Annotated in this window: 15 protein-coding genes; 9 read left to right on the top strand and 6 right to left on the bottom strand. The window is 46.3% G+C overall.

The genetic code is table 11. The features are described from left to right. Nucleotides 1-19: 19 nt before the first annotated feature. Nucleotides 20-2,809: a two-component sensor histidine kinase BarA gene (gene barA, locus GZN30_RS10535; protein WP_075649695.1), complete on the bottom strand. Its 2,790-nt coding sequence runs from the start codon at nt 2,807-2,809 to the stop codon at nt 20-22. A gap of 195 nt (nt 2,810-3,004) precedes the next feature. Between barA and rlmD the strand changes: the two genes are divergently transcribed. From rlmD to eno, 5 genes are all read left to right on the top strand, one after another. Beyond that, entirely contained in the window at nt 3,005-4,324 is a 1,320-nt protein-coding gene (rlmD, locus tag GZN30_RS10530; protein WP_075649696.1) for a 23S rRNA (uracil(1939)-C(5))-methyltransferase RlmD, read from the top strand. A gap of 88 nt (nt 4,325-4,412) precedes the next feature. Next, nucleotides 4,413-6,632, top strand: coding sequence for a GTP diphosphokinase (relA, locus tag GZN30_RS10525; protein WP_075649697.1), 2,220 nt, complete (start codon nt 4,413-4,415; stop codon nt 6,630-6,632). A 645-nt stretch (nt 6,633-7,277) separates the two neighbouring features. After that, nucleotides 7,278-8,084, top strand: a complete 807-nt coding sequence (gene mazG, locus GZN30_RS10520) for a nucleoside triphosphate pyrophosphohydrolase (protein WP_075649698.1) — start codon at nt 7,278-7,280, stop codon at nt 8,082-8,084. A 198-nt stretch (nt 8,085-8,282) separates the two neighbouring features. After that, nucleotides 8,283-9,920, top strand: coding sequence for a CTP synthase (locus tag GZN30_RS10515; RefSeq protein WP_075649699.1), 1,638 nt, complete (start codon nt 8,283-8,285; stop codon nt 9,918-9,920). Nucleotides 9,921-10,004: 84 nt separating this feature from the next. Further along, nucleotides 10,005-11,303, top strand: coding sequence for a phosphopyruvate hydratase (gene eno, locus GZN30_RS10510; protein WP_075649700.1), 1,299 nt, complete (start codon nt 10,005-10,007; stop codon nt 11,301-11,303). 575 nt (nt 11,304-11,878) lie between these two features. Here eno and GZN30_RS10505 read toward each other — a convergent pair. Continuing rightward, the gene (locus GZN30_RS10505) at nt 11,879-13,090 is read right to left on the bottom strand and encodes a multifunctional CCA addition/repair protein (protein ID WP_075651535.1); all 1,212 of its coding nucleotides are present in this window, start codon (nt 13,088-13,090) and stop codon (nt 11,879-11,881) included. An 83-nt stretch (nt 13,091-13,173) separates the two neighbouring features. On the opposite strand from GZN30_RS10505, the gene GZN30_RS10500 reads away from it, so the two are divergent. Together GZN30_RS10500 and GZN30_RS10495 are read left to right on the top strand one after the other, a co-directional pair. Then, a complete protein-coding gene (locus GZN30_RS10500) occupies nt 13,174-14,787 on the top strand; it encodes an ExeA family protein (RefSeq protein WP_075651353.1) in 1,614 nt (537 codons plus the stop codon). Then, the gene (locus GZN30_RS10495; RefSeq protein ID WP_075651355.1) at nt 14,787-15,563 is read left to right on the top strand and encodes a general secretion pathway protein GspB; all 777 of its coding nucleotides are present in this window, start codon (nt 14,787-14,789) and stop codon (nt 15,561-15,563) included. The genes GZN30_RS10500 and GZN30_RS10495 overlap by 1 nt, the downstream gene beginning before the upstream one ends. A 46-nt stretch (nt 15,564-15,609) precedes the next feature. Here GZN30_RS10495 and GZN30_RS10490 read toward each other — a convergent pair whose 3' ends face one another. The 3 genes from GZN30_RS10490 to GZN30_RS10480 form a co-directional block, all read right to left on the bottom strand. After that, nucleotides 15,610-16,221 (bottom strand): TIGR04211 family SH3 domain-containing protein, encoded by a 612-nt coding sequence (locus GZN30_RS10490; RefSeq protein WP_075651357.1) that lies wholly within the window; start codon nt 16,219-16,221, stop codon nt 15,610-15,612. Between the two features lie 168 nt (nt 16,222-16,389). Beyond that, nucleotides 16,390-17,649, bottom strand: coding sequence for an inorganic phosphate transporter (locus GZN30_RS10485; RefSeq protein ID WP_075651359.1), 1,260 nt, complete (start codon nt 17,647-17,649; stop codon nt 16,390-16,392). A 131-nt stretch (nt 17,650-17,780) separates the two neighbouring features. Further along, nucleotides 17,781-18,461 carry a TIGR00153 family protein gene (locus GZN30_RS10480; RefSeq protein ID WP_075651361.1) on the bottom strand — a complete coding sequence of 227 codons (681 nt, stop codon included), beginning with the start codon at nt 18,459-18,461 and terminating at the stop codon, nt 17,781-17,783. Nucleotides 18,462-18,667: 206 nt separating this feature from the next. Between GZN30_RS10480 and GZN30_RS10475 the strand changes: the two genes are divergently transcribed. Continuing rightward, the gene (locus GZN30_RS10475) at nt 18,668-20,185 is read left to right on the top strand and encodes a CYTH and CHAD domain-containing protein (RefSeq protein WP_075651362.1); all 1,518 of its coding nucleotides are present in this window, start codon (nt 18,668-18,670) and stop codon (nt 20,183-20,185) included. A 62-nt stretch (nt 20,186-20,247) separates the two neighbouring features. Here the strand turns inward: GZN30_RS10475 and GZN30_RS10470 are convergent, their stop codons facing one another. After that, a complete protein-coding gene (locus tag GZN30_RS10470) occupies nt 20,248-21,069 on the bottom strand; it encodes a potassium channel family protein (protein WP_075651364.1) in 822 nt (273 codons plus the stop codon). 105 nt (nt 21,070-21,174) lie between these two features. Here GZN30_RS10470 and GZN30_RS10465 point away from each other — a divergent pair, with 105 nt between their 5' ends. Beyond that, on the top strand, nt 21,175-22,431 hold the full coding sequence (locus GZN30_RS10465) for a methyl-accepting chemotaxis protein (RefSeq protein WP_075651366.1): 1,257 nt from the start codon (nt 21,175-21,177) through the stop codon (nt 22,429-22,431). The last annotated feature ends 83 nt before the right edge of the window (nt 22,432-22,514 follow it).

Here is a 22,514-nt window from a genome sequence, read left to right as displayed (position 1 = left end):
TGCGTTTTTCCACTAACGCTTAGGCTTGCTGTTCTAAATAAGGTTGTGCACTGGCGCTGACTTTTTCCATCTCATCTTGCAGTTCAAACAGCTCAGGCTCGATATCTTCAATGCTTTGTCCAGAACGCAGCGCTTTCTCGATGGTCGCGCACACTTTCTTCAATCGTGGCACACCGGAGTAGGAACAGCTACCATGCAGTTTATGCACGTGATGGATAAGTTGCTCGATATCGAATTCAGACTCTTCAAGCGCCTGTTCTACGATGTCACTGACTTCAGGAATGTATTCAATCAGCATTTTCAGCATATCACGTGCGAGATCTTCTTTGTTGGCTGCCTGCTTAAGGGCTAACTGCCAATCAATGATCATGTTGCTGTGTTCGGCATTGTTATTATGTGTTTGCACAATCGGCTCACCTTGCGCTGGAAGGTTGAGTTTCTCGAGCTCATTAGCCTTGGTGTGCGGATTCCAGTGCATCAATACTTGTTGCAATACATGCTCTTCAATTGGCTTGGTCAGGTAGTCATCCATCCCCGCCTTGAGTAGACGATCGCGTTCACCACTCATCGCATGTGCCGTTACCGCTATCACCGGTGTTTTAGCATTGAATGAGGTGTTTTTGATCTTGCTACATGCCGTCACCCCGTCCATCTGCGGCATTTGAATATCCATCAGAATAATATCGAAGTGGCGTTGCTGAGCTTGGCGCAATGCATCCTGACCATTGGTGCAAGAAATCACCGTCTCAACGCGCTCTTCTAATAGTGCGCTGATCAGCTTCAAGTTAGCTGGGTTATCGTCGACCGCCATCACGGTCAGTGGCAGTCTTTCGCTATACACTACCTCTTGCTTGATCTCTGGCAAGCTCTCTTGGTTAGCTGCGAGTGTTTGCAACAGTTTCTTATGCGACAGTGGTTTGGTAATGCAGTGGATCTGATATTTCTGGATTAGATGATCCGACAGCGCCAGCATGGTACTTGGCGTACCTACCACCACATGTGGTGCACATTTCAGCGCTCTTTCAACCAGCGCTTCCACCTTCGTCACTTCGTTCGAGCGATTTGGTGCCAAGTTGAGTAGCACATAATCAAATTTCTCGATTTCATCTGGCATTGAGGAGCGATAGGTGACCACTAAACCATATTGCACTAGCATTTGGCGCGTAATTGAAGCCGCTTGCATGTTCGGCTCGACTAACAGCAGTGAGCGTTGGTTGAGCACTTCCGCTTCAATCAGATCGCTCATCGGCATGTCAGCTACATGCAGACGCAGGGTAAACCAGAACGTTGAACCTTGGTGTAGGCGGCTGGTTAGGCTGATTTCGCCCCCCATTTGGCTGACCAGTTTTTGCGTGATAACCAAGCCGAGACCGGTACCACCATAGCGGCGAGAGATACTCGCATCAGCTTGACTAAAGGCTTGGAATAACTGGGCTTGTTGACGCTCAGAGATACCGATACCCGTGTCGCGCACCATAAATTGCAGCTCAATGACATCATCTTTTTGTGAGCGTAGTTCAACGCTGATATCGATGTTGCCGCGTTCGGTAAATTTAATCGAGTTACCGACGAGATTCGTCAATACTTGCTGGATGCGCAGTGGGTCGCCAACCACGCCTTTTGGCACTTTCGGATCAATCTTAAGCGTAATTTCCAACCCTTTCTCGTGAGCGCTGGTGGCTTGTAGGCTAACCACTTCTTCCAAGGTGTCTTGGAATTCAAACGGAATATTTTCCAGTGCCAGTTTACCTGCTTCGAGTTTCGAGAAGTCGAGGATGTCATTGATGATGGTCAGTAGGTTGTTGGCTGACTTTTCGATGGTCTGCAGGTAATCCGCTTGGCTATTGGTCAGCTTGGTTTTGAGCATTTGACGAGTAAAGCCAATCACGCCGTTAAGCGGGGTACGCAATTCGTGTGACATGTTAGCTAAGAACTCGGATTTCACGCGAGCTGCTTCTTGAGCACGCTTTTTAGCGATATCGAGCTCAACGTTCTGGATTTCAAGCTGCTCAAGGGTTTCGCGCAAATCGGAAGTCGCTTGGTCGATACTGTGCTGCATTTCGACATGGTATTCGGAGAGCGAGACCGCCATGGCGTTGATACCGTTTTTCAGCTGATCAAGCTCACCATGCATTTTACCTTCGATACGCACATCGAGGTGACCGCGGCGAATTCGGTCAACCATGTTTTTCATGTGACGAATTGGGCGAGTGACGTCATGCATTAAGCGGAAGGCAAAGAAAGCCGATAGACCAAGACCGGTTAACAAGACTAAGAATGACGCGAAGATTTCTTGATATTGCTGCAGGCGTAATGATGAGAGATCCAGTTCGATAGAGATGTAGCCCAACGCTGGGTTGTTCTCCTTGCCACGTGGGCTAGACAAAATGCCCGATTCACTAATGATCGGGGCGCGCAGCACAAGCGTGTTGTCAGTCAGATTCGATGTGACTAACAGCGGAATGGGTTCGTTACGCGGAAAGGTCAACGACTCAAAGCTAGGGTGAAAGTTCGAGGTTACGAACAATTCGTGGTTGTAATCAAACACCGCGATACTGCGGACAAACTTGGAGTTCTTACGGTGTGCATAGCTGATAATACGGCGCACAGATTCGCGGCTGTTATTTTTCAAGCCTTCTTCACTGGCGATCGCCAATGGTTCAATAATGCTTAGACCTGAGTTGATAACCTGTCTTTCCAAATCATGGTAGCGGTTAAAAGAGAAAATCGCGCTCAGAAGTAAGCCAATGATGAGCGTTGGCGCTAGAGTAAGAGTAATAACGCGGGCGCGTAAGCCATATCTGGTCATTATTGTCTAAACATCGTGGTGTGGATGTGGGAAAATAAGCAAAGTTTGATTCAAACCATTAACAAATTGTGGTGATGAACTAAACTCGCCGTCAAAACGATAAGCATAATCAACCCAAGCGGCACAAACAATGACTCAGACGTGAAAAGGTGACGTCTGAGGAGCAAATCAAGTTATTCATTACAGGCACAGAGCATGGCGCGTTTTTTCCAACCAAAGAAGAAGACTCAATTAGATACTAAACACCAGTTAGTGACGGTGGAAAAACTCGATCACCAAGGTGTCGGCATCGCTTATCCGTCCGGTAAGCCGATGTTTATCCAAGGCGCACTGCCAAACGAGCAGGTAGTAGTGCAACTGACAGAATCTAAGAGTAAGTTCGCTCGTGCTAATTTGATTAAAGTACAAACCAGCAGTGACGAGCGTGTCAAAGCGTTTTGTCCACACTACCATGAATGTGGCGGCTGTAATCTGCAACATCTTGAAGAGTCAGCCCAGCTTAAATACAAGCAGCAAGCGCTGTCTGGTTTGATGCGCAAGTTTGCCGGACAAACCTTGGAGTTGAGCGCTCCGATCACAGGCGAAAGCTTGGGCTATCGTCGCCGTGCACGTATTAGCGTGATGTTGGATAAGAAAACGCGCAAACTGCAGTTTGGCTTTCGCCGTAAGCAAAGCAAGCAGATTGTCACGGTAACTAATTGCCCAGTATTGGATAATGACCTTAATGCGATGTTGCCTGAGCTGTATCAGCTACTACAAGGCTTTACCCGCCAAGAATCGATTGGTCACGTAGAATTGGTCAAAGGCGATAACACCAATGTAATGGTGTTGCGCCACTTAAAGCCGTTGACCAACAAAGAGCAGCAGCAACTAGAAAGCTTTGCCTCACAACACAATGCTGCGCTTTACTTGATGCCGCAGGCGGAACAGTTGGATTTGGTGGTGGGTGAAGAAGCCCATTACCTTGAGGCGGGTGTGACGATTCCGTTTGCGCCGAATAACTTTATTCAGGTCAACCAAGTGGTGAACCAGAAAATGGTGGCACAGGCATTGGCATGGCTGGAACTGGATAAACAAGACCATGTACTCGATCTATTCTGTGGTTTAGGTAACTTCAGTTTGCCTATGGCAAAGCAGGTAAAATCGGTGATCGGCGTGGAAGGCGTCGATGCGATGGTGGAAAAAGCGACACAAAACGCCCAACTCAACCAGATTGATAATGTATCGTTCTATCAAGCAAACTTGGCAGAAGATATGTCAACACAGCCATGGGCAAGTGAAAAATTTGATAAGATACTGCTCGATCCAGCTCGAGCGGGTGCAAGTGGTATAGTAGAGCAGCTTTCTTGTTTGGGCGCACGCCGTGTAGTATACGTTTCTTGTAACCCAGCTACATTGGCGCGAGATAGCCAAAGCTTGTTAGAACAAGGCTACCAGTTGGAGAAACTCGGTATGCTAGATATGTTCCCTCACACGGGACACCTTGAGTCAATGGCATTATTTGTCATGCGCTAGGTAAAATAAAAAGTGAACTAACACAGGCTGTAATAGCCTATAAGACATGGTTAGTCGGTAAATAAAATCACTACTAGGACGAAAAAAGATGGTTGCGGTAAGAAGCGCGCATTTAAATCAAGATGAACAGTTTGAGCTAGATAAGTGGATTACTAGCTTAAAGCAGGAACAACAAACTGCTCAGCGCTTAACACAAGTTTATCATCAGTGTGAACAATACCTTCAAGGTAACGAGAACGCTCCACTGCTACTGTGGCGTGGTCGAGAGATGATTGAGATCTTGATTACGTTATCAATGGATAAACCAACGTTGATTGCAGCGCTGCTGTTCCCGTTGGTTTCCAGCGGTGCATTGCAGCGTGAGAAACTTGAAGAAGATTTCAGTAACGAGATCATCAAATTGATTGATGGTGTCGAAGAGATGGCGGCACTAGGTCAACTAAACGTGACCCTAGAGGGTAGTGCTGCCTCTGCTCAAGTCGATAACGTGCGCCGTATGCTGCTAGCAATGGTTGATGACTTCCGTTGCGTGGTGATCAAGCTGGCAGAGCGTATCTGTAATCTTATCGAAGTGAAAAAAGCGCCAGACGAAGTGCGTCGTGCAGTAGCAAAAGAGTGTGCCAATATTTATGCGCCACTTGCTAACCGCCTCGGCATTGGTCAGCTTAAATGGGAAATCGAAGATTACGCTTTCCGCTACCAGCAGCCAGAAACCTATAAGCAAATTGCCAAACAGCTTTCTGAGCGTCGTATCGTTCGAGAGCAGTACATCAAAGATTTCGTTGACGACCTCGTATCAGAAATGAAAACTTCAAGCATTAACGCAGAGGTGAGTGGTCGTCCAAAACACATCTACAGTATTTGGCGCAAAATGCAGAAGAAAGGCTTGGAGTTTGACGAGCTTTTCGATGTGCGTGCCGTGCGTATCATCGCGGACAAACTGCAAGATTGTTATGCCGCACTTGGCGTAGTGCATACCAAATACAAGCATCTACCGAACGAGTTTGATGACTACGTTGCCAACCCTAAACCCAATGGTTACCAATCGATTCACACTGTGATTCTTGGTCCGGAAGGTAAAACCATCGAAATCCAAATTCGTACCAAGCAGATGCATGAAGATTCTGAACTTGGTGTGGCGGCGCACTGGAAGTACAAAGAAGGTGGCAGCGGTCGCAGTGGTTACGATGAGAAAATTACTTGGCTACGTAAGCTACTGGATTGGCAAGAAGAGATGTCTGATTCAGGTGAAATGCTTGATGAAGTTCGTAGCCAAGTCTTCGACGATCGCGTCTATGCCTTTACGCCACGCGGCGACGTAGTCGATCTGCCAATGGGCGCAACGCCACTCGATTTTGCTTACCACATTCACTCGATGGTTGGTCACCGTTGTATCGGTGCCAAGGTCGGTGGTCGTATCGTGCCGTTTACTCACAAACTGCAAATGGGCGATCAGGTTGAAATCATCACCCAGAAAGAGCCCAACCCATCACGTGACTGGTTAAACCCATCAACAGGGTTTGTTACGTCAGGGCGTGCACGTGCCAAGATCAACGCTTGGTTCCGTAAGCAGAGCCGTGAGAAAAACCTCGAAGCAGGGCGTGAAATCCTTGAGCATGAGTTGGCGAAAATCGGTGCGACGCTAAAAGACGCAGAGCAGTATGCGCTCAAGCGTTTCAACATGAATACCTCTGATGAGCTATTCGTCGGCGTCGGTAGTGGTGACCTGCGTATTAACCAGATCATCAACCACATCAACGCGCTGGTAAATAAACCTACCGCCGAAGAAGAAGATCAGCAAGCACTAGAAAAATTGCTTGAAGCGGAAAACAAACCTTCAACCCCAACACGTCCAAATAAAGACGCCGTGGTGGTGGAAGGGGTAGATAACCTAATGACGCACCTAGCACGTTGCTGTCAGCCGATTCCAGGTGATGAAATCAAAGGTTACATCACTCAAGGTCGTGGTATCTCAGTGCACCGCGCCGACTGTGAACAGCTTGATGATCTGCGTCATCACGCGCCAGAGCGTATCATTGATACCGTCTGGGGCGCCGGTTTTGCCGGTACCTACATGCTGACACTGCGTGTCGAGGCAATGGAGCGTAGTGGTCTACTCAAAGAAATCACCACTCTGTTTGCCAACGAGAAAGTGAAAGTGAACAGCATGAAGAGCCGCGTCGATTACCGCAATCAATTGTCGATCCTAGATTTTGATCTAGAGGTCAGCAATATCGAGGTGGTGAATCGTTTGATTAGTCGGGTTGAGCAGATTAAAGATGTGATGCTGGTGAAGCGCCTCGGCTAAATTTTTCGTCGTATTTGGCTGTATCTCGTTGTTGTCTGCGTTGATTTCGCTCCATCACATAGTGGACTATGCTCAGGAGTCGAAATCAACTTGCCGCCTAGAGCTAGCAGCCAACTACTTAGAAAAATAGACATTTAGGCTAAGTTCTGATGGTTGCAGGGAATATCTCCATCGCATAGTAGGCTATGTTCAGGAGCATATTTTTACTGGCTGCCTAGCTACGACGCCAAATCTTTAGCGAAAAAGTTGTAGTGTGCGAGCTAACAGTCAACTACTTAGAAAAATAGACATTTAGGCTAAGCTCTGATGGTTGCAGGGAATATCTCCATCGCATAGTAGGCTATGTTTAGGAGCATATTTTTACTGGCTGCCTAGCTACGACGCCAAATCTATAGCGAAAAAGTTGTAGTGTGAGAGCTAAGAGTCAACTATTTAGAAAAATGGATAGTTAGAGTAAGCACGCGAGCCCCTGTATTGTCATTCCCTACAGTGAGGAACGAACGTGATAGGGAATCTCGCTTTTAAAAAAACATGCGGCTACGACTTAACGTTACGCGATAGAAAAAATTCAAGGTGAGTGGTTTGTGCTGCTCACCTTTTTGTTTATTAGCTGCTCGTACAACAGACGAGCAGAGGAGAAAAGTAATGAGTCATCCAATTGAACAGTTAGAACAGATCATGGCGACGCTGCGTGACCCGCAGAAGGGCTGTCCGTGGGATCGTAAGCAGACGTTTGACACTATTGTGCCGCACACGCTAGAAGAGACCTATGAAGTGGTTGATGCTATTCACAACCAAGACTGGTCGAATCTAAAAGAAGAGTTGGGCGACTTATTGTTCCAAGTTATCTTCTACAGCCAGCTAGCAAAAGAGCAGGGACTGTTTGACTTTTCTGCGGTGGTTGAGACAGTGAATGAAAAGCTAACACGTCGCCATCCGCATGTATTTTCCGATGTTGAGTTTGAATCCGATGAAGCAATCAACGCCAATTGGGAAGCGGAGAAAGCAAAAGAAAAGGCAGAGGCAGGCAAATCAGAGCAAAGTATTCTAGACTCAATACCAAACTCTCTACCTGCTTTATTACGTGCTACAAAGATACAGAAGAAGTGTGCTCGTTTTGGTTTTGATTGGGACTCATTAGGACCTGTGGTCGACAAGGTGCGTGAAGAGCTGGATGAGGTGCTTGAAGAGTCGATGCTTGCTGACAGCAAACAGGAGAATATTGAGCTGGAATTAGGCGATTTAATGTTCGCTGTGGTCAATTTAGCACGACATTTGGATACCAACCCAGAGGTGGCGTTAGCGAAAGCAAACCTAAAATTTGCTCGTCGTTTTGCCGGGGTGGAAGAAAAAGTTTATCAAGACGGAAAAAATTTATCGGACTGTAGCTTAGATGAACTTGAGCAATATTGGCAAAAAATTAAGCAAGAAGAACGGGGTATCGCGCTGTAATTAGGCTTATTTGGGATAAAATTGACTCATCCTATTTACAAGTTTAATTAATCTGAATCATTCACTTTGATTTGAAGCAAAAAATAATTAATAGTGGTGTGATAGATTTCACGTTGTGGCGGTAAGGGGCTTCTGGTATATTTACATCCCGTCCAGAAGAAATCCATTTTCCCTCATTCAACCAATTTCAGGTTAAACATGACGACAAATTACATTTTTGTTACTGGCGGGGTTGTATCCTCTCTAGGTAAAGGTATTGCAGCAGCATCTCTTGCAGCTATTCTTGAAGCTCGTGGTCTTAAAGTGACTATGATGAAGCTTGACCCTTACATCAACGTTGACCCAGGTACTATGAGCCCAACTCAACACGGTGAAGTGTTTGTTACAGAAGACGGCGCAGAGACAGACCTTGACCTTGGTCACTACGAGCGTTTCATCCGCACTAAGATGACTAAGCGTAATAACTTTACAGCAGGTCGTGTTTACTCAGACGTTCTAGCTAAAGAGCGTCGTGGTGACTACCTAGGTGCAACTATCCAAGTTATCCCTCACATCACAAACGCAATCAAAGACCGCGTGATCAATGGTTCTCAAGGCCATGACGTAGCGATCGTTGAAGTTGGTGGTACGGTAGGTGATATCGAGTCACTACCATTTATGGAAGCGATTCGTCAGCTAGCGGTTGAAATCGGCCGTGAACGCGCAATGTTCATGCACCTAACTCTAGTTCCTTACCTTGCAGCAGCAGGTGAAGTGAAAACTAAACCGACTCAGCACTCTGTAAAAGAGTTGCTATCAATCGGTATCCAACCAGATATCCTAGTTTGCCGCTCAGATCGTATGATCCCAGCGAACGAGCGCAAGAAGATTGCGCTATTCTGTAACGTTCCTGAGAAAGCGGTAATCTCAATGAAGGACGTAGATTCAATCTACAAGATCCCTCAACTTATCAAGTCTCAAGGTCTAGACGACCTAGTTTGTGCTCGTTTCGGTATCAACGCACCAGAAGCAGACCTTTCTGAGTGGGAACAAGTAATCTACGAAGAAGCGAACCCAACGGGCGAAGTAACTATCGGTATGGTCGGTAAATACATCGAACTACCAGATGCTTACAAGTCAGTAAACGAAGCATTGAAACACGCGGGCTTGAAAAATCGTCTAAGCGTCACTATTAAGTATGTAGACTCTCAAGATGTAGAGACTAAAGGTACTGAAGTTCTAGAAGGTCTAGACGCAATCCTAGTACCGGGTGGCTTTGGTGACCGTGGTATTGAAGGTAAGATCCTTGCTGCACAATACGCACGTGAAAACAAAGTTCCTTACCTTGGTATCTGTCTAGGTATGCAAGTGGCACTGATCGAATACGCGCGTAACGTTGCGGGTATGGAAGGCGCACACTCAACAGAATTTAATAAAGACACTAAGTACCCAGTGGTTGGTCTAATCACTGAGTGGGTTGATGCTGAAGGTAAAGTTGAAGAACGTACTGAATCATCAGATCTAGGCGGTACAATGCGTCTTGGTTCACAGCTATGTCACCTAGAGAAAGGCACTAAAGCTCGTGAACTATACGGTAACGCGACGATTCACGAACGTCACCGTCACCGTTACGAAGTGAACAACAACCTTCGTCCGCAAATCGAGAAAGCGGGTCTGAAAGTATCAGGTCTATCAGCGGACAAGAAACTAGTGGAAATGATTGAGAACCCGAACCACCCATGGTTTGTAGCGGCTCAGTTCCACCCAGAGTTCACTTCGACTCCTCGCGATGGTCACCCATTGTTTGCAGGTTTCGTAAAAGCTGCGGGAGAAAACTCGCGCGGTGAATTGAAGTAAGAAGTAAAAAGGATACGGGCAGTTGCGAAGGTTTGCGACTGCCCTTTAATTTCGACATTTATATTTATACGAGAGGAAACATTAATGTCTAAGATCGTTAAAGTTCTAGGTCGTGAAATCATCGACTCACGTGGTAACCCAACTGTTGAAGCTGAAGTACACCTAGAAGGCGGTTTCGTTGGTATGGCAGCAGCTCCATCAGGCGCTTCTACTGGTTCACGCGAAGCTCTTGAGCTACGTGACGGTGACAAATCACGTTTCCTAGGTAAAGGTGTTCTTAAAGCTCTTGAAGCTGTAAACGGCCCAATCGCTGAAGCTCTAGTTGGTAAAGACGCTAAAGACCAAGCTGCAATCGACGCAGTGATGATCGAACTAGACGGTACTGAAAACAAATCTAAATTCGGTGCTAACGCTATCCTAGCGGTTTCTCTAGCAAACGCTAAAGCAGCAGCTGCTGCTAAAGGCATGCCTCTATACGAGCACATCGCTGAGCTAAACGGTACTGCTGGTCAGTTCTCTATGCCTCTACCAATGATGAACATCATCAACGGTGGTGAGCACGCTGACAACAACGTTGACATCCAAGAGTTCATGATCCAACCAGTTGGTGCTAAGACTCTTAAAGAAGCTCTACGTATCGGTGCAGAAGTATTCCACAACCTAGCTAAAGTTCTTAAGTCTAAAGGCTACAGCACTGCAGTTGGTGACGAAGGTGGTTTCGCTCCAAACCTTAAGTCTAACGCTGAAGCTCTAGAAGTTATCGCAGAAGCTGTTGCAGCTGCTGGTTACGAACTAGGTAAAGACGTTACTCTAGCTATGGACTGTGCAGCATCTGAGTTCTTCGACAAAGAAGCTGGCATCTACAACATGAAAGGCGAAGGTAAAACTTTCACTTCTGAAGAGTTCAACCACTACCTAGCTGACCTAGCTAGCAAGTTCCCAATCGTTTCTATCGAAGACGGTCTAGACGAGTCTGATTGGGCTGGTTTCGCACACCAAACTCAACTTCTAGGTGACAAGCTTCAACTAGTTGGTGACGACCTATTCGTTACTAACACTAAGATCCTAGCTGAAGGTATCGAGAAAGGCATCGCTAACTCTATCCTAATCAAGTTCAACCAAATCGGTTCTCTAACTGAGACTCTAGCTGCAATCAAGATGGCTAAAGACGCAGGTTACACAGCTGTAATCTCTCACCGTTCAGGCGAAACTGAAGATGCAACTATCGCTGACCTAGCGGTAGGTACTGCTGCAGGTCAAATCAAGACTGGTTCTATGAGCCGTTCTGACCGTGTTGCTAAGTACAACCAACTTATCCGTATCGAGGAAGCTCTAGGTGAGCGCGCTCCTTTCAACGGTCTTAAAGAAGTTAAAGGTCAATAATTTAGATTTCTAAGTTATTAGCTTAATGCTTTGAAACGCTCCACCTCGGTGGGGCGTTTTTGTATTTGGAGGAAAGCTCACGGTGAGCGCGCTCCCCCATATTTCAAAGAAGCGGTCTTAAAGAAGTTAAAGGTCAAGCTTAATCATAAGCTTAGCTAAATAGCTTTTTAGAAAGGCTCCACTTCGGTGGGGCCTTTTGTTTTTCTCGAGACAGAGAATCGGGAACGCTGCGCTTCGAGAGGCGGGAACGGCTTCGCCTTACGGAACGCTTTGCTCCGGGATGTGGGAACGGGCTTCGCCCTCCGGAACGCTTTGCTTACGGATATGGGAACGGGCTTCGCCCTATGGAACGCTTTGCTTCGGGATATGGGAACGGCTTCGCCTTACGGAGCGCTGCGCTTACGGAATCTGGCTTTTCTGGAGTCTAAGGTAGATCCCCAACTCGCTCGTATCTCGCTCTTGAGGATGGTAAGGTTTGAGGCTCACTCTCAATTAGTAAAAACCATTGACTCAACTTGTTCTCTAAAAGACAAAATATCCCGCATCCCGCATCCCGCATCCCGCATCCCGCATCCCTATGCGCTCGCTATCGCTTCGACCCTGCGCTTTTCCATCTCTTCGCGAATCGCGGCGCCTTTAAAGCCATCAGCGATGATCTCTTGTACTTGCACGCTTAAACCGGCTTGATAGGCAGCTTCAAAAATCGCTTTTTGTGGATAGTCGATATGCTCAAGACCTTTGCGACCCTGATGATCGGCCATACAGCAGAGCAAGATATCATTGAGGCGCTCTGGTTTACGCCACACGTCGAATTTGTTGAGGATCTTGAGCTTAGTCGCAGGTTTCAGTTCCGCTGCTCGGTGGATGTTAGAGTGCTGCTCACACACCATTAGCGCGAGATCTCGGTAGTCGTTAGGTACTCGCACACGCTCACATAACGCTTTGATGATCTTAAGCCCGGTATGGCAGTGCATTTTATGGCTTGGCCATTCGCTTGGTGGTGTAACACCTTTACCCAAATCGTGCACTTGCGCGGCAAATCTTACCGTAGTCGATTCAGAAAGTAGTGAGGCTTGTTTCGCCACCATTAAGGTATGAACACCAGTATCAATTTCTGGATGCCACTTCTCAGGTTGTGGTACGCCAAATAGACGGTCAATTTCCGGCAATACCACTTTGAGTGCACCGCATTCGCGCAATACCGAAAGGAATACTTGCGGATCTTGTGTCGAGAGGGATTTATGCCACTCTTGCCACACACGTTCAGCAGTGAGATGTTCGAGTTCTCCATCCGCAACAATTTGAGCCATTAATGCCATGGTTTCTGGCGCGACGCTAAAACCGAGATGTGTGAGTTTAGCGGCAAAGCGGGCGACGCGAAGTACGCGGAGTGGGTCTTCAACAAAAGCTGCCGAGACATGTCTTAGAATGCGATCGTTTAGGTCTTTTTGACCATGATAGGGGTCGATAATGTTGCCTTGCTCATCTTGCGCCATCGCGTTGATGGTCAAATCACGGCGCATGAGGTCATCTTCCAATGTGACATCGGGTGCAAAATGACATTGAAAGCCAGTGTAACCCGCGCCCGTTTTGCGTTCAGTTCGCGCCAGCGCGTGCTCTTGTTTACTTTTCGGGTGCAGAAATACCGGAAAGTCTTTGCCGACCGCGGTGTAACCAGCAGCCAGCATTTGCTCAGGGGTTGCCCCAACGACTACCCAGTCTTTGTCATACACTGCTAGATTAAGCAGTTGATCGCGCACCGCACCGCCCACAAGATATTTTTGCACTTTGTTCTCGCTCACTATCATCATTGCCTATTGTAGTAGGCAATGGTACTTTCGTTACCAATAAATTCCCAGCGACTAGTGTCATGTATAACCATCATTTCGGGTTTGTCGAGTTACCTTTTTCCATTGTGCCCAACTCACGTTTTCTCTATTTAAGTCAGCGTCATAAAGAAGCGATGCATCACCTGCAGGCTGGGTTAGGTGATGGTGGCGGTTTTGCCATGCTGACAGGGGAAGTAGGGACAGGTAAAACTACCGTTTCCAAAGCGATGATTAAGGCACTTGATAGTTCGACTCAGATTGGCTCGATTCTCAATCCGACGTTTTCTAGCCTAGAGCTTTTACAAGCGATCTGTGATGAGTTTGGTTTGTTCTACGCCGAACAAGCATCGATCAAACAACTGACGGATACAATTAAGCAGTTTCTATTGGAGAGCTACCGCGACGGTAAACAGACCCTAGTCATTATCGATGAAGCGCAACACCTGTCAGCCGAAGTATTAGAACAGCTTCGCCTGTTGACCAACTTAGAGACCGAACAACGAAAGTTACTCAAGGTGCTGTTAATTGGTCAGCCTGAGTTGCAGCAAAAATTGCAGATGCCCCAATTGCGACAACTCGCCCAGCGTATTACTGGTCGTTATCATCTACTGCCTTTAGACAGTGATGAAACCGCGAAATATATTCAGTTTCGTTTGCAGCTTGCTGGTGGCAATAGCGAACTATTTTCTACTAAATGCTTAAAACAGATTGCTCAAGCGACTTTGGGTATCCCGCGCCTGATTAATTTGGTGTGTGATGCGGCATTAAAGCGCGCCTATCAAGTTGGTGAACTACAACCAAGTACACAGTCAGTCAATGAAGCGTGTGAAGAGGTGATGAGTTTTCAGCCCGCTTTCTATCAAGCTCATGTGACTAAAGATCGTCAGGCTAGCCAGAAGTGGAAGTATGCTGCTTCAACCGCGCTAGGTTTGGCATTAGCCAGTGCGAGCTGGTTCTACTTACCCGGTTATATTTCTGCGCCAATTCAAGCACAAATACAGCAAACCTACCCTGAGCAGCCGCTAGTGGTGGAGCGCAAAGAGGTGTTCCCTAGTGAATTAACCAACCTTTTAGCAAAACCTTCTTCGCTTGCTGATGGATTAAATGAGCTCTACTACGCATGGGGCTACCGCGCATCTGTGGTGGATAAAATGTGTGAAACCAGTGAAAGCTCCGTATTTAATTGTCAGCGATTACAAGGTGATTTCGATCAATTGCTTGAGCGCAATTTACCCGTCGTCTTAAGTTTAGAGTTTAACGGTGAACCACGTTTTGCGGTACTGTACCGTGCGACTCCAGAGAGAGTACAACTGCTGATTGATAGCCAGCGAGTCGAGTTTGAGCGTCGTTGGCTCAACCAGATATGGCATGGTGAATATCATCTAATTTGGCAGCGCTTATGGAGCGAAACGCTGAAGCCAGGGATGACGGGCAATCAAGTAAAAACTCTCGATACTGAGTTATCGAAAGTATTGGAAATGCCGACGTCTAACGAGAGTGCCTATGGTAATAGCCTGAGAGACAAAGTGAGCCTGTTCCAGCGCTGGCAAGGTTTGAATGTGGATGGTATTGCCGGAGCCAATACCTTGAGAAACCTAGAATGGTTGGCTCAAAGTGACAATGCGCCACATTTAACCGTTTTGGAGGGTATCTAATGGCGAACTTAATTCAATCGTTAGAAGCGTCCCAGCAAGGCTATCAAGCGCATCATGCCGATGGCGCCGTTTATCATGCTAATCAAACGATTAAACCGAGTCGGGGATGGGGCAAGTGTGCGGTTTTAATTGCGCTGCCTGCCGTCGTGGTGTCTCTCGCTGTCACGACAATTACCTATATTGAAATGCGTGACAGCTGGTTAGCAAGCAATACTGGCGGGGTGGAAGTGGTGGGATTTTCTCAACCCATTCAATCGCTAAGTTATCCTGATGTTGGGGTGTTACTTGATACTCAACGATTGCCGATTGCGCCTGCTGTGATGAAACCTGTTGAGCCTACAGCCACAACGCAGATTCAAGATGGGTTTAATACGCCATCGAATCGAGAAGGTGAGCCAGAGCAGGGGGCTGAAGAGCAAGATGACTTGTTGCAAGGCATCGATTTTTCGACCTTATCACCGGATGTCGCGCAATTGCTTCAATCGGCGATGGAGTCCGAATCACCCGAGACAGTGACAGATGACGAATTTGCCCAATCCCTTTTAACCAGTGATGTGAATCTGTGGACAGGGCGTTTACCTGCGTTGAATTTTCAAACCCACGTTTATTCATCTAATCCGAATAAGCGCTGGGTAAAAGTCAACAACACCGAATTCCAAGAGGGGAGTTGGTTAGCTGATGGGGTGAAATTGATATCGATAGAGCCACAAGCTTGTGTTATCGAGTTTGATAATCAGCGTATCCAAGTGCCTGCGCTGTATGACTGGCAAGGTTAGCTAGAAAGTAATAAGGTCACCATTGGTGACCTTATTGATATTTTGCTTATGCCCAGCCCGCTGGAGAGCGTTTTCTGCGTGGGATAATGTGTGGCAGAAGTAAACCAAGTAGTAGACCGATACCCGCAACACCACCACCGTAAGTAAAGTACTTCATCAGCAGATCATCTTTTTGTGTGTCGAGCTTAGCACGTAGGTCACGAACTTCCGATTGCGATGCTAGCAACTGTTGGTTCATTTCTGAGTTGCTTTTTTTCAGTTGGGCAATCTGGCTATTGCTTGTTTCTAGTGAGTCGACCAAACCTGCTTTTTCTTTGTCTGCGTTCTCATTGGCATTCGCCAGTTTTGATTTTACGTCCGCTAGCTCTTTTTCTAGGCGTGGTAGACGAGTCGTCATACTTTCTTGCACAGTAACGAACTTGGTTGATACCCAGCCCTTACGACCACGATCATCAACAACTTCGCTAAAGCCATTTTCTTTGTTAGTCGATAGCAGTTTTACTTTTTCACCTGCATTTACGCTGCCAATAATGCGGTACTGATTACTCGGACCGGAATGCATGTAGGTGAATAGATTATCAGAGATATAGCGATCTTGCGCCATTGCAGAAGGTGCTGCAATGATGAGGGCAAAGATCATTAGAACCAGTTTTTTCACGGTAAATCCTTTAACAGTCATCAAGCTTTCAGGGAAGGGTTAACCCCGAGGAGCAAATAGTATGAAGTTTCTATTTATGGTGCAACAAAGAAGGGAGGCTAAGCCTCCCTTTCTGCGTGTTTGAGTCAATAATGACAGTCAGCTTACATTTCGCTGACTTATACTTGATTAACTAAACGAAGCCTGAATTGCATAGAAGAACACAACAGCAAGTAGAGCACCAGCAGGAAGTGTCACAATCCAAGATGCAACGATGTTACGTACAACGCCAAGGTTAAGTGCTGCGATACCACGAGCAAAACCTACACCAAGAACCGCACCAACCAGTGTTTGCGTGGTTGAGATAGGTAAACCAGTACCAGAAGCCAGTACTACGGTACATGCGGTTGCTAGCTGCGCTGCAAAGCCACGGCTTGGTGTTAGTTCAGTAATACCTGTACCTACCGTCGCCATTACTTTATGACCTAGGGTCGCTAGACCAACAACGATACCAAAACCACCTAGCGGTAGAATCCACCATGCGATAGTGCTTTTCGCTGTTACTTCGCCTAGGTGTTCAACCGTTGATACAACGGCAGACAGAGGACCAATCGCGTTAGCTACGTCGTTTGAACCGTGTGCAAACGCCATCGCACATGCAGTGATAACCATTAGTACGCTGAAGATACCTTCTACGCCAGAGAAACCATGGTCGTCTTCACGATCAGCAAATTTCTTCTGAATGTAGATGTAGCCACCAACCATAACAAGCGCTGAAACACCAGCCGCCCACATCCAAGCTTCAGTGTTGCTTAGGTGCAGACCAACGTGCTTAAGACCTTTTTTGATGGTTACTAGTGCGATAACCATCGTGGTGATGAACATGTAAACAGGTACAAAGCGCTTAGCATTAAATAGCGGCTTCTCTGTATCAAAGATCAGTCGTTGTGCACTGACGAAGATTACATAAGCGAAGAAACCTGAGATAACAGGGGTAATAATCCAGCTACCTACGATACCTTGAACGCTGCTCCAGTCCACTGCTTCAGTACCCACTGAAACACACGCAAAACCGATGATTGCACCGATGATTGAGTGAGTGGTTGATACCGGCCAGCCCATGTATGACGCTAGCAGTAGCCATGTACCTGCTGCAAGAAGCGCAGACATCATGCCGTAAACAAGCACATCTGGTTGAGAGGCAAATAGAGAAGTTTCGATAACGCCTTTACGGATTGTATCGGTTACTTCGCCGCCAGCAAGATAAGCACCAGCAAATTCGAAAATCATCGCAATGATGATTGCTTGTTTAACAGTCAGAGCTTTTGAGCCTACTGATGTACCCATAGCATTGGCTACATCGTTAGCACCAATACCCACAGCCATCATAAAACCAAAAATAGCTGCAACAATAATCAGGACAGTGCCATAGTTCGCAAGGATATCCATCGTAATACCTAGTTGTTTGATAATAAGCGGAGCCAAATTTTAAACACAACAAAACCCCTTAAGCGTCGAAATACTCATCGCCTAACTGGGGTGTGTCTTAAAGATGTGCTCGTTATTGAGTTAACTTACATTTATGAGCGGGAAAGCATCACTTCTAATCGAGCACCTACACGCTGTGCTTGATCGGCAATACCGCCTACCCATTCTAAAATCTTGTACAAGAACATCACGTCGATTGGATTCAGATCGTGCTCAATCGCCATCAATTGTTGGCGAAGTTGGATCTGCATCGCATCGGTGTCATCTTCAATCTTATCTAGTTGGTTAATCATTTCCGCAACTAGAGTGACTTCACGACCTTTAAATCCTGTTTCCAACAGTTCATCCAACTCGCTGATCACTTTCTGCGCTTGTTGAGCGGCGTCTAAACAGCGCTTAACGTATGCGATAAAGTTTTCTTGAAGAGGAGCAGGAATTGCTAGTTGGCGGCCATAAACTCGACCGGCAATGTCTTTTGCTAGATTTGCAAGTTTGTCTTGCTGTGTCAGTAGTTCCAACATGTCACTACGGTCGACAGGCATGAACAAACCTCGAGGAAGTTTGATACGAATTTCGCGCTTGAGTACGTCAGCTTCTTTCTCTAGATGAGAAATTTGTGCACGAATTTCTGATGCTTTCTCCCAGTCTCCTTGAGCACAAACCTCAAAGAAGTTAACGAGATGAGAGCAACATTCGTTTACGCACACTACGTGACGTTGCAAAGGCTTAATAGGGGACTTTGCAAATAACCCCATAATTGTATTTACTGGCATGGTCATTCAACCTACTAAATATAACCCATAAGTAACAATACACCCTTTACGGGCGAAATGTTGTGCGATGGCTATAAAGGCGCGCATGGTAACGCATTAAATCCATCATTAAAACTGTTTTAGATCATCAATTGAGCGATATTTCTCTCTTGCCGAGTGCGAATTATCGCAATATCCTGTCTCTATCTGCTTTGAAAGGTATAACTATGGAAACCGAGATAGAACTGAAGTTTTTTGTTTCTCCAGATTTTTCAGAAACTTTACGCCAAAAAATTTCTGAAGCAAAGATACTTCAGCATAGCTGTCGTGAGCTGGGTAACACTTATTTTGATACACCAGAAAACTGGCTAAGACAGCATGATATTGGTCTGCGCATTCGCCGTTTCGATGAGGTTTATGTTCAAACGGTAAAAACCGCGGGACGCGTGGTAGCTGGTTTACATCAGCGCCCTGAATATAATGCTGAGCATACCAGCAATGAACCTGATTTATCTTTGCATCCTGGTGATATTTGGCCAACAGGCAAAGATGTTGAAACATTGCAGGCAGAACTTGCGCCGCTCTTTTCGACCAACTTCACGCGTGAGCAATGGCTCATTGCGATGGCTGACGGTAGCCAAGTAGAAGTCGCGTTTGACCAAGGTGAAGTGATCTCCGGTGAAGATAGAGATACTATTTGTGAAGTAGAGCTTGAGCTTAAATCAGGCCAAACCGATGCCTTGTTTACTTTGGCGCGTAGCTTGAGTGATAACGGTGGTATGCGTTTAGGTAACTTAAGTAAAGCGGCTCGAGGTTACCGTCTTGCTCATGGCTATAAAGGCGATGAAGTCAAACCGATGGAACTTGTGGCGACAGATAAGTACGACACGGTGGAATCTTGTCTGATAACGTCTTTAGAGCATGCCCTATCGCATTGGCATTACCATGAACAAATCTATTCTGAGCGTGAGTCGATCGATGCGCTGCATGAAATCAAGAATTCGATTAGCTTCATCCGCCAAACCTTGACTATCTATGGTGATATTGTACCGCGTAAAGCGAGCGCGCTGATTCGCCAAGAGCTAAAGTGGTTAGAGCAAGACCTTGGATGGATCAAGCAATATGACTACCTCGACGATTTACTCGAAGACAAAGGTCATGCGTTACGCAAGTTGGACGCACGCAAGTTCTTAATCGCTGAACTGACTGAGATTCAGCGCGAATTACCAGAACGTGAAGAGGTATTAGAGCAGTTTAATTCTGCTCGCTATACCGGGTTACTTTTGGACTTGAGCCGCTGGATTCTGAGTCGAGGTTGGCAACCTTTCTTAGACGATAAATCTCGCCAAGCGATGGCACAAAACATCCAACCATTCTCTGTGGAGCAGCTAGAGCGCACTTGGCATGAGTTGATGGAAGCTTTTCCGCCAGAGAAAGTGATGAACCCGCAAGATTACATTGAGCAGCAATACCGCCTGATGCGCAATCTCTACACTGGCGTTGGTTTCGCTAGCTTATATGACGCTGATGAACGCAATAGCTTCCGCTTACCTTGGGCTGACTTGTTACAAGGTACTGATGACCTACTGACGCTGAAGCCACTAGAGCTATTGGTTGATAAGCTGGAAGGGGAAGAGCGTGAGCAGCTAGAGCGCTGGTTATTCCGTCAAGAGACCTCAATATTGCATGCGATGGAACAAACACGTGTGATTTGTATTGAAGCTGAGCCTTATTGGCAAGACTAGTCACGACGTACTCATCGTTATAAGCAAAAGAGAGCCTCGGCTCTCTTTTGTTATTCTCAGTCTTAAATGTGGTTTGTATCGTTATCACTAGGCTTTGATGTCGCAGAGTTACCCTGATGCAACTTATCAATGTCTTTGCTCATTTTTCTTTCGAGCTTTTCAAGGCGCTGCAGAATCACCTGTTGTTGCTCGAGTAGCACCAGCATTTGCTTCTCTTTTTGCTCTGCCTTGAGCGCTTGCATTTTACTCGGTGAAGTGATCACTGATGTAATTAAACCTGAGATCATACCAAACAGCCCCACGCCACTCAGGATGATCGCGGCTGCAACCACTTTACCAACTTCGGTCACTGGGTAGTGATCGCCATAACCCACAGTGGAAATGGTCACTAGAGCCCACCAAAGCGCATCCCCACCGGTTTTGATATTTGCCTCTGGCGAATGTCCCTCAACAAATAACATCACACTGGATCCTAGGGTTAAGAGCACCACCAGCAATAGCAAAATAGATGCAATAGTGGTTTCTTTACGGTTACTAAGAAGTTGCTTAATGATGTTGCGGCTTGAACGAATCACTAGGATGACTCGCAAAATATGAAAAATGCGCGCGAAGCGTAGAGGTTCGATCATTGGCACACTGGCAATGAAATCAATCCAATGTTTTTTCATAAAACCGGCTCGATTTTCGGCGCGGATCAAATCAATCGTAAGTTGTAGAAGAAAAATACTACAAACAACGAAGTCTAAGCCGATAAGAATCTGACGTGTCTCGGAATTTATTGGTAAAAACAATAGGGCTGAGATCACAAATAGCGCCATAAAAGAGAGAATTAGTGACAGCAAGCTCATCGGCTTGGTTTCGTCTTTGTTATCATTTCTTTTCATACGAAGCTCGAAATAAATGTAGGTGCTAGTACAAAAGTACCATTTCTTTTTGAAGGCTCTTTCCGCCGCTGTAGAAAGATTATATGACTTAGTGGAGAACTAACAATGACGACAATGGCATTTAAGCCATGGGAGCGAGTGATTACGGATATTCGTCTCGTTCCTAAAATGGCCATGCTGATGGTGTTCAGTACCTTACTGATCGTCGGCAAGCAATTATGGGACGCAGAAACGTTCTACGATTCACTTTTAGCAGTCACCAACGATACCGAAGTTGCTCGCCAACATTATGAAGCCTATCTGGTGGATATCGTTTGGCAAACCATCGGTTTGATCGCCATTTTTATTTGCGTATTGTTGTTCGCAGCACGGGTCATGCTACGTCAAACAAACTATATCAATGAGGCAATAAAACGCATGGCAAGTGGCGACTTGAGTTCACCAATTCGTCTTGAATGTCGTGATGAGTATGGCGACGTGGCGCGTGAGTTAGAAAAAACGCGTACTCAGTTGCAAGATTTGATCAAAACGCAGGTTAGCTCTTCTCAAGAACTGGCGGGTCTAACGGAAGTGATGACGCTCAGCATGTCAGAAACCAAAGAGTCGGCAATGGAAGAGTTTCAAGAGATCGACCAGTTGGCAACTGCGATGAGTGAAATGACCTCGACAGTTCAGACGGTGGCAGATCATGCGCAAAATGCTTCCTCTTTAACGGAGAGTGCCTCTGGACAAGCGGTAACCGGTCAACGTTTTGTTCAGGATACTGTGGGTAAAATCAGTGAGCTTTCTCAAGATATCGCAGCATCAGCGCAAGCGGTAAACCAAGTGGAAGAAAGCGTTGAACAAATCGGCAGTGTGGTGGGTACCATCCAAGGTATTTCAGAACAAACCAATTTGCTTGCTCTTAATGCCGCGATTGAAGCGGCACGTGCGGGTGAAGCCGGGCGTGGTTTTGCTGTAGTAGCGGATGAAGTGCGTAACCTAGCGCAACGCACACAACAAGCGACGGTGGAGATTCAGGAAATGATTTCTCAGTTGCAAAGCAGTGCAAATTCAGCAGTAGAGCTGATGGAAAAAAGTGTGGTTGAGGCAGCGGAAGGGGTCGAACTGGTGACGAATGCCGGTAGTGAGTTGGATGGCATTGTTTCACAAGTTAACCAGATCAACGACATGAACTTCCAAATCGCGACGGCAGCCGGTCAGCAAAGCAGTGTCGCAGAAGAGATGAGTCAAAATCTTACCAACGTACGTGAGTTGGTGGAAGCATCGGTAACCGTTGTCTCTGAACTACTAGAAACATCCGAAATTATGCAGAAAAATGCTGAAGAGTTAGATAAGAAAATCACCGCATTCAAAGTGTGATCTCACAGAGTGACTGAATAAACGCCCGCACATATTTCGCGGGCGTTTTTTATTGGGTAAAGTTTGTTATATATATTCAAAAA

It is taken from the genome of Vibrio ponticus, from assembly GCF_009938225.1.
In the GTDB taxonomy this organism is placed as follows: Bacteria; Pseudomonadota; Gammaproteobacteria; order Enterobacterales; family Vibrionaceae; genus Vibrio; species Vibrio ponticus.
Note: the sequence above shows the minus strand (reverse complement) of the source record. Positions and strands in the feature narration are given on the sequence as shown.

Excerpts from the sequence above, each read along its gene's own strand:
- GZN30_RS10495 (WP_075651355.1), top strand. The coding sequence starts at position 14,787 with ATGGCGAACTTAATTCAATCGTTAGAAGCGTCCCAGCAAGGCTATCAA.
- GZN30_RS10515 (WP_075649699.1), top strand. The coding sequence starts at position 8,283 with ATGACGACAAATTACATTTTTGTTACTGGCGGGGTTGTATCCTCTCTA.
- relA (WP_075649697.1), top strand. The coding sequence starts at position 4,413 with ATGGTTGCGGTAAGAAGCGCGCATTTAAATCAAGATGAACAGTTTGAG.
- rlmD (WP_075649696.1), top strand. The coding sequence starts at position 3,005 with ATGGCGCGTTTTTTCCAACCAAAGAAGAAGACTCAATTAGATACTAAA.
- barA (WP_075649695.1), bottom strand. The coding sequence starts at position 2,809 with ATGACCAGATATGGCTTACGCGCCCGCGTTATTACTCTTACTCTAGCG.
- GZN30_RS10480 (WP_075651361.1), bottom strand. The coding sequence starts at position 18,461 with ATGCCAGTAAATACAATTATGGGGTTATTTGCAAAGTCCCCTATTAAG.
- mazG (WP_075649698.1), top strand. The coding sequence starts at position 7,278 with ATGAGTCATCCAATTGAACAGTTAGAACAGATCATGGCGACGCTGCGT.
- GZN30_RS10475 (WP_075651362.1), top strand. The coding sequence starts at position 18,668 with ATGGAAACCGAGATAGAACTGAAGTTTTTTGTTTCTCCAGATTTTTCA.
- GZN30_RS10465 (WP_075651366.1), top strand. The coding sequence starts at position 21,175 with ATGACGACAATGGCATTTAAGCCATGGGAGCGAGTGATTACGGATATT.
- eno (WP_075649700.1), top strand. The coding sequence starts at position 10,005 with ATGTCTAAGATCGTTAAAGTTCTAGGTCGTGAAATCATCGACTCACGT.
- GZN30_RS10500 (WP_075651353.1), top strand. The coding sequence starts at position 13,174 with ATGTATAACCATCATTTCGGGTTTGTCGAGTTACCTTTTTCCATTGTG.
- GZN30_RS10470 (WP_075651364.1), bottom strand. The coding sequence starts at position 21,069 with ATGAAAAGAAATGATAACAAAGACGAAACCAAGCCGATGAGCTTGCTG.
- GZN30_RS10485 (WP_075651359.1), bottom strand. The coding sequence starts at position 17,649 with ATGGATATCCTTGCGAACTATGGCACTGTCCTGATTATTGTTGCAGCT.